The following is a 9,528-nucleotide window of genomic DNA, read 5'->3' as shown; positions in this document are numbered from 1 at the left end:
GTGACTCCTATGACAATGCTTTGGCTGAAAACGTCAACGGCTCCTACAAGAATGAGCTGATTCATAGGCGAACGTGGGCCGATGTCGTCGACGTGGAAATCGCCACGTTCGAGTGGGTGAATTGGTGGAACGAGTCAAGGCTCCACCAGAGCCTGGGCTACCGCACGCCGGCTGAAGTCGAAGCCGAGTTTTGGGAACACCACCCCAGTCGAGAAATAATGGAAATTAAGGCACAAGCCTAGGAACAAAACCCGGGGCACTTCATTTACTTTTTACGGTGCACGTGTTCTAGTTAGTGGTTCGTTTCTTTCCTCGGGTGATTGCGACGGTATTCCTCGACCAAGTGAGCAATACCCGGCGCAGCCTGGGACAGCATCCAGGTCATAAGCGCTATAAGAACCCCTATGACGATAAGTGTTAACACCAACCAGCCCAGTGTTGGGCCGATGCCGTTAGCCTCCTGGACGTGACCCCACAAGGCAGACACGCCGTCGGGTATGCCGAGCATACTCAGTAGCCCCTTACCCAAGGCTCCGACAGCAACGAGTGCGATAGCAACGAAGAGAACACTGGCTGCAATCCACGAGGCAGACTGGCAGGCCTTGATAAAGTTCCTGTTCGACTTTTCCATGTCGGCGTTGTACTTTTTGCGCTCTGCACGTATCTTCTCCAGCAGCTTTTCGTTGGACTCCTTCTCCTGGAGCAGGGCGCTGCGAGCCTTCTTAGATGCTTCTGCTGCCTTGTGCAGGCTTTCGGACTCTTTCGACATTGCCTCAGATACAGCTACTTCTACCAGCGGTTCCAGGCTAGAAGTCAGGCTCGAAGTCATCTGAGCGTTCAGGCTCTGGGCTACTGCTTGGCTGGAATCCTTGTCGAGATGGATGGGGCTTTCGGCTGCTTTGAGTACCAGCTGTTGCATCCTTGTCAGACGCGACATCTGCTCGCTTATCTCGATTAGGTACCCTTTTACCCCCTCCAGGCCGTTGGGCAGATCCTCGATGTTCCTTATCAGCCCGGTGATCATCTGCTGCACTTCCATCATCGTTACTTGGAAGTGACTGCTGCTCACGTAGTTCTTGTTTGCGGCGAGATTGCTTTTTACGTTCCTTAATTCGCTTTCCGCTTGCGTCAACCTCGTCGAGAAGTCGCTGGGCAGAGAACTGAGAATGTCCCCTGTATTCTCCGGCAGACTCTTCAGTTTCTCCTGCAGCGTCTTGATAGCCTTCTCCGCCTTGTCCAGGCGTGGGCTGAGAACCTTCAAGACGCTGTCCATCTTGCCTTTCGCCGCTGCTTGGGCTAGCTTCGTCATCTCGGTCACTGACACCATGATTGAATACCTCCTGGTTGTTATAGTTTTCTTCCTCCTCGTCATCGAGAAGGCTGGAGCCGTATTTCGCCTCCAGGTCGTCATCGGTTGAATTGGCTTGAAGTGCTGCAAGCTGCCGCGCAAGAAAGGCTGATTGAGCCTCGTTAACGCGTTCGGTCACACCCTCTAGCGAGTAGCTGCGGCCCAATTTTGAGCCAGCTCTAGCTGCTTTACGCTTTCGAGTACGTCCGGCCTTCGTGGTGTTCGTGAAGTAGGCATCCTCGCCGTCGTCGTCGACCAGGGCCACGGTTAGCGACTCACCCTCGGTTTTTGAGTTGGGCTGCACTTTTAGAGACAGGTTGTATTCGCCAGCAATCTCTACTGCCTTCGCCAGTGGGTCGTCAGCATCTGCCACCTGTTCATCCGCGCACAGCTCATCCATGCGCTTGCGGGCAAAATCAGCCCACGTGGCTGCGGTCAGCTCATCCACGCCCAGGCCCGTCGAGTCTGTGGACTTGCCCTCCTTGCGTGCCCTGCGCTCGGCAGGAAGCAGCGATATTTCCGGCTCACGTTCTAAGACACGCATCCCCAAATCGCGCATCAACTCGTCGTTGATATTGCGCAACTTGTACCAGTTACGCATGTCCCTCGGCGCAGCCTTCTTTGTCTGCGTATCGTGGTTGGCAAAGACAATATGGTTGTGGACGCAGCCGCTTTTGCTGTCGGTGTGTGTGGCAACTGTAAACGGAACTCCCGTGCCCTGCGTCAGCCGCATCGCCAGCTCTGAGCCTGCTGCATTAGCCCGAGCTACATCAGCCGGGTCGTCCTTATCCAGCTCGTCTTTAGCCCACGATTGGATATAAATAATTGCTTCGTCAGTGCGCTGAGCCGGAGCATATCGCTCCATTTCTTCCACACTGGCTTCCATGAAGTCCACACCCGACCAACGGCCAGCCGTAGCCTCCGGAGAAAACGATTCAGCGTTAGGTTGAACCGTGCATAAAGCATCGGCTCGCACCTCACCCTTGCGGGCATTGTCTGCCGTTCCATAGACGGCGTAGACCGTTGCCGCGCGGATATTCTGGCTGTAGTTAATCTTGATTGTGGACAAAGTCCTTCACCTCTTTGCGAAGAGAAGAAACCTCGGAGCCAATGCTTTCTACAGCCTCAGACACGGGGGCCACGCCGTCGATATTCGCGCGGCGAGCCAACTGGTTTAGATTGACGCCAATCCGCCGCAGTTGGTCGTTCATCTCGTCCAGGCGGCGCAGCGTGTCCGGGGCCAAACGCTTTTGCGTCAGCACGCTCTCCTCCTCCGCGAGGACATAGAGAGCTTCCCGGAACACGACGGCCTTTTGCACCCCTACAACCCGTGCGACCTCCTCGACAAATCGGTCTAAATCCTTATCGAGGCGCACGGTTGTACGCGAATATGTCGAGAACTTGTCTCGCATATCCACCTCCTACTTATCGTGCTTACTGTGGCAGGGTGGCCCCGACTGCTGATGCAGCCAGGGCCACAGTCTGTTTGTAAGGGTCACGCTTCTCCGGTGTCGGCCCCCTGAATCTGCGGGGCAGATTCAGGCGTACTCGCCACCGTCAAAGACGGCCCTCACAAACAGGCGGCCAGCAAGCCACTCGGGCACCTCCGGTGCCTCGTGGCGCTGGCGAGGGAGATTCTCTCCCTCGACCCTCTGGCCCTACGCTTGCGGGCCATTCTGGCCCGCGTGCTTCGGGCCTGCGGCGGGATTCATTTGACTCTGTGGAGTCCTCTGAATCGACTGCGGAGCCTTTATCGGCTCCTGCGTTCCGCCGCGAGGTGCGCCCTCGTGTCCCTCGGACGCTTCACGGGAGGGGGCCTCCCGTATACCGATTTCTGCGAACAGTTCCTTTACGGAACCGCCGCGAAATTTGGACCACTTGCTTGAAGGCTCATAAGCGCAGGCGTAGAGAACTTCGCCTAATTGACGCTTAAACTCCTCAACCTTCTTGGCTTCTTCGGCTTCTTTTTGCTCCCGCTCCTGGCGGAGAGCTTCAATCTTTTTTACCGACGAAGCGGTCTGAGACTTCGTAATCATAGTTCTGGTTCCCATCCTTTACTGGTGTCTTTTTCTTCTGGTTCATTCTGGAAAAGTGGGGTGAATCGCGGGTTTTTGACCCGAGGGACACGAGGCTTCTTTTCCCGCGGCGGCTGCGGTGGGTAGCCACCTTGATTCTGCTTTTTCCGCCGCGACTGAGCGCGCTCATCGAGGGTTTGCTCTAGCTGATCAAGCTCAGCGTCAACCTTTCCTCCCTCCGCTTTAAGCTGCTCCAAAGACACTTCTTCTTTTGGGGCGTGCTGGGCAAAATCGTCCAGAATCTCCTGGACTCGGTTGGAACGACGGATAATATCGGCGCGGTCTAGACCAACCAAACCGGCGATAAGCCCCTTCGCAGACTCCTCCGCTGCGTACCTGCTCTCCTCCATTTCCGCGCCTGTTTTAGCTCCACTGCGCGGCGCTCGTGGGGCGCTCGGCATCCGTGGTGCTCGGGGCGATTGTGGCTCCATATGTTCCTCCTTATCTTGGGTTGCGGTGTATTGGTGCCATCGGGAACTCGGTCTAAGCACCCGATGGTTCAAGACTTAGCTGGGGTGCTGTTGCTTGCATGGTTAGCGTCTCTGTGACGATAAAAGTGCCTATAGGAGGGCCGCGAGAAAGCTTCATACCAAACCGACCAGGGGGAGGGGTGCTAGACATAGCCATCACCGCGATTCAGCTCATCGGCAAAGGCACGAACAGCATCCATATCGGCATCGCGTAGCACCGTCGAACGCCGAACCTTCTTGCTCATGTGATCCCACTGCGCCCGGGTGAATTCACCCATCCCCAAAGAGGACAACCAACCCACCTTCTGAGCCACGGAAACGCGAACAGTCAAACGGTCAACGACGACAAGACCAGCCTTATGCGCGGCAACGAGTTCGGTGAGTAGGGCACTGTCAGCCGTACGGATACGACGACCCCGAGCAGACTCAAAACGCTTAAACCAGGTCTCCCAATCATGACCCGTGCGCAGACACCCAGTAGGACGGTCAACACCTGTGGTCCCATACCGAACTAACTGCATGTGACCAGCGATCCCACGTGCATGCTTATAGTCGTCGACTGAGTCCCACGCGCAAGTGTCGAACCCCGCCATTTCGTTGCCGTCAATCACATCAACCCGGAGCGTGCCACGTAGAGGCTGCCGTTTTAGGTCAAAGTCCACCGTTGAGACCTCAGGCGTGCGATCCACCGGGTGGAAGTCCAACCGGTTTACGGACCGCGACAACTCCCGAAATGTTGGGAAAGACGTGTAGGGGTTAGGTATCTTTCCCAGGCGTGAAAGAGCGGTATCGCGAAACCAGCGACGCTCCGCGACGGTCCCACGTTCAACCTCCTCAGGAACTTTCAACCCAGCCTTAGCGAGCACACCGTGTTCCAGCAAGGACACATTGCCACGCGTCGAGAAATTCACTAGATCGTCCTGGTAGTGCTTGATCTCCCAGACCGTCGGATCACCTACCAACGCACGACGGGCGGCACGGAACACATTCGCGATGCCAAAGCAATCAAAGTGCTCAATCTCTTCAACAGGCGTGATGAAGCCGTCAGTCGTGACAGACAGAATCGGAATCGTATTGGCCATCGCCAGAAGGAGAGCGCGAACAAGCGACGTTGTCATCGACGCGTGATAGGGAGAGGTTACGGACGACCCACCAATAGACTCCATCTCCTCAGCCCATGCACCCCACCCGTTACGCTCGGAGACGTCCTGGGCCAGCTTCCCGTAGACCGAGTTTGTCGCAACTTTGACAGTCTGCTCTTCCAGCGACCCCTTGCCGAAGATCTTCTTCGCAGTCGCACGGTCTTCAACCATCTGTCGGAGGGCGAAGCGCAGTGATCGGGACGGAGTACTATCAGACTGCATACGCAACCTCATGCGGTAGCCAATCTGAACGCGCACCGTCGCCCCCAGCTTCAACGCAAGGTACAACTCAGGCCCAGCGCACCAAGCACCATGAAACCCGTCGTACCCCCCAACATCGTCACCTTGCGCGGCTCCAGCACCGTCAGACGTTCGTGGATACAACACGCAGTCACCGACGACCACCGGCAAGCAAGGCGCAACAACATCATCCGGGAACTTCCAACTCACGTAGGCAACTAACGGGGTGATGGGACCTAACGGAAAGTCGTCCAGCGTAAGTACCCGGTCCTTCACAACCTCCTCGATACAACCGCCCACATAATCCACATCAATCACCGATGCCATCGCAGATGGATACGCAGATTGGATATCGTGATCGAAGGTCGGGTAAGGGTGATGACCAGGAGACAGACAACTGTTCCAGCCTCCGTGAAACGCCATTTTCCACGCAGTGTGGGATTGATTCGCATCGCCGTCCACGGGTACCAACTCTCGTGTGGTGTAGTACGAAAGATGGTCATGGTCTAAAAATGGTTCAGGGTCCGTCAACCGCACGAGACCGCGAAAGTTGATGAGGAAGTCCTTCATCACCTTGTCGCCCATGTAGCGCATGATTCCGTCGCGGACAGCACTGGCACCCGCACCCGAAAGGGTGACAGGCGGAACGATGTTGAGACCCCACAGCATCGCCAGATACTCAACAACGATGACCGCGTCATTCACACCATATTCGAGGAACGACGTCAGATCGTCACGACGCATTGAGGTCATATTCTCGATTGAGGAACCAACATCAAGCTTAGGAACACCGCAAACATCGCCAAGAGCAGCGAGACTCTTATGACCGGGTGCAGCCTGACACATCGTGTCACGAACGGTCACAGAGAACGGCAACCAGCGATAGCTGTTGGAGCCTTTGCCAGACTTGCGCATGAAGCGGGCAGGTTGCAGCGAAACTAAGCCCCCCGAAGCAGAGGTCACGCGGCGGAGGATGTCATAATGTTTTTCCCCACCATTGCGCTGCTCGGGAGGGCGCCGAAAAGCGGTCAGATCGGCGTTGCCGAAATGACACGCCAGGACGACGGCAATGCGAGCCTTGAACGCCGCATCTCGCGTGGCGGAGTAGTCAAATTTCCCCCGAGGGTTGAGTTTCCTTACATCGCGGACGAGCACGCCACGAGGATCGATAGGCTCCCGAGAGGGTGACAGGACATGCAGACCGGCTGCAAGACTGACGATGTAGAGAGCATCCTCAAGGTAGATGCGATCACCCGCCAGAGGCAACACGACCACCTGTACGAGAACACCATCATCGAGAGCATCAGTACAGGCGAACTGATAGCTATCGATGACGCGCTTAGCGGGGTCATCTTCGCGGTAGGTGAACTCAGTATCAAACCCGATCACTTGAGCCCGGCGACCGCCACTACCCATCGACCTCACAGTTGGTAGCTGGCCGAAACTCTTAACATCGACACCGGCATCAACCCCTGCAACCGCAGCGGCTTCCACCGCTGCTGCTGCGGAGTCACGAGAGTCACGATGGCCGGACGCTCCGGTCCGGCCATTCTGCCTCTCCCCTAAGGGTTTTTGGCCTGAAATGACATTAGAGTCCTGACCAGCAGGAACGTCCGCAGAACTGCCCGAAATCGTGGCTAAGGTCTCGGAGACCTTAGCCACAGATCGAGGTTCACGACGTACCAAAACGGTGAAGTACGACGGGGCAGAACGCCCAGGAACGTCGACGGAAGTGTCGACGAGGCGTGACTGCCACTCGGTGCCATTCACGCCAAGCTCGATGAGTTCATGCTCGTGACGCACCGTGTCGGGCGCGTCCTTGGGGGAGATCTCTATGCTCCACGCCTCGTTCGCTGTCGTCATGGCTTCTCACCACCGACAACATGCTCATCTAGCCACGCCTCAATATCAGCGATTCTGTAGACGACGAGGTTGGCACCCACGCTGGCGTATTTGGGCCCTTTGCCCTGAACACGCCAGTTGTTGAGAGTTTGAGGGGCAATCCCGATCAGGGATGCCGCTACCGAACTTTTAACCGCAATAGGCTCGGCATGATCGACCAGTTTTAAATTAGAAACACCTTTCAAGGTTTGCTCCAGACATGCTGAAAGGGCCCCGGCCTAGCGGTTATCCGCTTTGGGGGCCTGCATATCCGAGTTGCAAACCTTGGGCTCTTATTCTGCCCAGTGCCTCGGTGGCCAACCGTCTCAAGTACGGCTAGCTACACTTTAGCTTACTTGTGAAGACGAATCAAAGATCGGCGGAAACATCGTATCCACGACACCGTCCGGTACAGGGTCGATAAGATCCATCGAGAGTCCTTCACCTGCAGCGAAGCGCCTCCCGGTGCTCGGTCGATTAAAAGTGAACGGCAACGTTCGATCAGCTTCGTTCTCCAGAAACTCGAGTCGTGCCAGGAGGTGTTTGCGGGCATCGTGCAGACGCGGGTGTCGCTTCTGACGACCTTTCGTATCATTTTTCACAATGGGGTCCAGATACTTTAGTTCACGAGCTACCGCGCGGATTTCACAGTAGGTTTCATGGGCGGTAAGCAAGAGCTGTGTGACCTCCTCGCGGGAAAGTGGGGGAGTGAACAATTCGCGAGCGTCAACATAAAGCGGGTGATTATCGTCAACCAACGTGCACAACACTTCCTGGCGTCTGCGCGCGACGTCATCGGTAGACCAAATTGGAAGACGTTCTGAAGGATCCATACCAGCAATGATAACAAATTCGAACCTATTGCAAAAGTGGGTCTATAGTGGTGTGTATGTCCAAGCAAATACGTGCCGCCAGAACGAAACTAAGCCTTGGGGAAGATTCCATCGACCGCGTCGTTGATGCTTTACCGCCGCGAGGTCCATACGAAGCGAAAATCACGGTCCGGCTATGGGACGGAACGACTTACCGCCCGACAATCCGGGCAAGGACAAAGGGGGAATTCCGGCGAATTGCCGTCGAGAAGCGGGACAGCAAGCTCAACTCGACGTCGACCAATTGGGATAAGAGCAAGAACTTCTCGGCGTTCATTACCGACGTCTCTAAGCCGGCCATCTGGGCGGCACGTCTGCGCCCGAACACGCGCGCCCGGTATGAGCTCGCATTAAAGCAGGCCGAAGCACAGCTTGGAAAACACGCCATTGGCGAGGCTGTGAAATTCCGAACTCTCGAACGCGCATTGCAGGCCATCGCCACCGCAAACGGGTCGGAATCTGCACGGCAAGCCCGTACCGTCGTGAGCAAGTACATTCTGGATCAGCTCATCCGCGAGGGTGTTATCGACCACAACCCGTTACGCGGAATCAGCATCGACCTCGGCGAGGTCAAGAAGAGCAATAAACCACAAGGTGGTCACGCCCTGACGAACGCCCAATACGACGCCGTTGTAGACCATCTCATTGCACGCGATACCGCCAGACCGTTACCACCGGGCACGGACAGACGAGCAAGCTCCATCGCAAAACATGACAACGTGGTCGCGCTGGCACTACTACAAGCGGGGACGGGACTTCGCATCTCCGAGGCGCTGGCAGCGACGAGGCATTCTGTAAAAGTCGCTAATGGGCAGATCGCGATCAGCATTACATCTGAGCAATCCAAAACACACAGAGGCCGTTCTATCCCGTTCCTGGACAAGCGTGTCGAAAAGTTCTGGTTAAACCGGCTCGACGGACTAGAAACGACCGATCCACTGATCCCTTCGCCAGGAGACAAGAAGGCGCACTGGCGCACCGACAACGCCGTGAAAGCGTCAGCGGCTCTGTTTAAAGATGTTGGCGCGCAGCTCCAGGACAACCACATCGCTTTAATGAGATCCCATGACTGGCGCACGGTGCTCAATAACCGGGCCATCGCGCGAGGGGTACCCGCCCAGGTGCGTGCAGCCTATTTCGGGCATGACGTCGACGTGAACGCGCGCAACTACACGGATTGGACTGATGTAGACGCTATGCGGGGCGCCTTGAATCTCGGTGAAGAAAGTGGGACTCAAAACGGGACTTAAGAGTCGGTAATCTGCGGTAAAGACCAGTAGGCGCCAGTATACTGATACCTCTCTAAACAGCAGGTAAAAGGGCAATAACTGCAGGTGGCTCGAACATGAGGGTGAGAACCCAGAGGTCGTTGGTTCGAATCCAGCCCCCGCTACCAACTTCTAATGCCCTAGCAACGGAAACGTCGCTAGGGCAATTTTGTCTGCATGCCCAAATGTCCCCTAGCCCGGGCTAAGTAGCAAAAAGTGTGTCCGCTACGGC

The 9,528-nt window shown here is 56.1% G+C and carries 10 protein-coding genes; 2 read left to right on the top strand and 8 right to left on the bottom strand.

Features of this window, described 5'->3' with window-relative positions; all coding sequences use genetic code 11:
- On the top strand, positions 1-242 hold a 242-nt coding region (locus HMPREF2692_RS11580), incomplete at its 5' end, for an integrase core domain-containing protein (RefSeq protein ID WP_141761329.1).
- A 50-nt stretch (positions 243-292) separates the two neighbouring features.
- Here HMPREF2692_RS11580 and HMPREF2692_RS11575 read toward each other — a convergent pair.
- The 8 genes from HMPREF2692_RS11575 to HMPREF2692_RS11540 all read right to left on the bottom strand — a co-directional run bounded on the left by HMPREF2692_RS11575 (position 293) and on the right by HMPREF2692_RS11540 (position 7,989).
- Positions 293-769, bottom strand: a complete 477-nt coding sequence (locus HMPREF2692_RS11575; protein ID WP_061925854.1) for an APC family permease — start codon at positions 767-769, stop codon at positions 293-295.
- Positions 770-806: 37 nt separating this feature from the next.
- Positions 807-2,417 carry a relaxase/mobilization nuclease domain-containing protein gene (locus HMPREF2692_RS12800; protein ID WP_082778687.1) on the bottom strand — a complete coding sequence of 537 codons (1,611 nt, stop codon included), beginning with the start codon at positions 2,415-2,417 and terminating at the stop codon, positions 807-809.
- The gene (locus HMPREF2692_RS11565) at positions 2,398-2,760 is read right to left on the bottom strand and encodes a MobC family plasmid mobilization relaxosome protein (RefSeq protein ID WP_005293765.1); all 363 of its coding nucleotides are present in this window, start codon (positions 2,758-2,760) and stop codon (positions 2,398-2,400) included. The genes HMPREF2692_RS12800 and HMPREF2692_RS11565 overlap by 20 nt, the downstream gene beginning before the upstream one ends.
- 246 nt (positions 2,761-3,006) lie before the next feature.
- Positions 3,007-3,384 (bottom strand): hypothetical protein, encoded by a 378-nt coding sequence (locus HMPREF2692_RS11560; RefSeq protein WP_061925839.1) that lies wholly within the window; start codon positions 3,382-3,384, stop codon positions 3,007-3,009.
- Positions 3,381-3,773, bottom strand: coding sequence for a hypothetical protein (locus HMPREF2692_RS11555; RefSeq protein WP_061925842.1), 393 nt, complete (start codon positions 3,771-3,773; stop codon positions 3,381-3,383). The genes HMPREF2692_RS11560 and HMPREF2692_RS11555 overlap by 4 nt, the downstream gene beginning before the upstream one ends.
- Positions 3,774-4,036: 263 nt before the next feature.
- Positions 4,037-7,138 carry a hypothetical protein gene (locus tag HMPREF2692_RS13425; protein WP_070823688.1) on the bottom strand — a complete coding sequence of 1,034 codons (3,102 nt, stop codon included), beginning with the start codon at positions 7,136-7,138 and terminating at the stop codon, positions 4,037-4,039.
- Positions 7,135-7,362, bottom strand: a complete 228-nt coding sequence (locus tag HMPREF2692_RS11545; protein WP_061925845.1) for a helix-turn-helix transcriptional regulator — start codon at positions 7,360-7,362, stop codon at positions 7,135-7,137. The genes HMPREF2692_RS13425 and HMPREF2692_RS11545 overlap by 4 nt, the downstream gene beginning before the upstream one ends.
- A 141-nt stretch (positions 7,363-7,503) precedes the next feature.
- Positions 7,504-7,989, bottom strand: a complete 486-nt coding sequence (locus tag HMPREF2692_RS11540) for a hypothetical protein (protein WP_141744806.1) — start codon at positions 7,987-7,989, stop codon at positions 7,504-7,506.
- 56 nt (positions 7,990-8,045) lie between these two features.
- Here HMPREF2692_RS11540 and HMPREF2692_RS13420 point away from each other — a divergent pair, with 56 nt between their 5' ends.
- Positions 8,046-9,278 (top strand): tyrosine-type recombinase/integrase, encoded by a 1,233-nt coding sequence (locus tag HMPREF2692_RS13420; RefSeq protein WP_246815022.1) that lies wholly within the window; start codon positions 8,046-8,048, stop codon positions 9,276-9,278.
- The last annotated feature ends 250 nt before the right edge of the window (positions 9,279-9,528 follow it).

Origin of the sequence: Corynebacterium sp. HMSC036D03 (genome assembly GCF_001836185.1) — a bacterium.
GTDB lineage: Bacteria > Actinomycetota > Actinomycetes > Mycobacteriales > Mycobacteriaceae > Corynebacterium > Corynebacterium simulans.
This window is presented reverse-complemented; position numbering and strand designations above follow the sequence as displayed.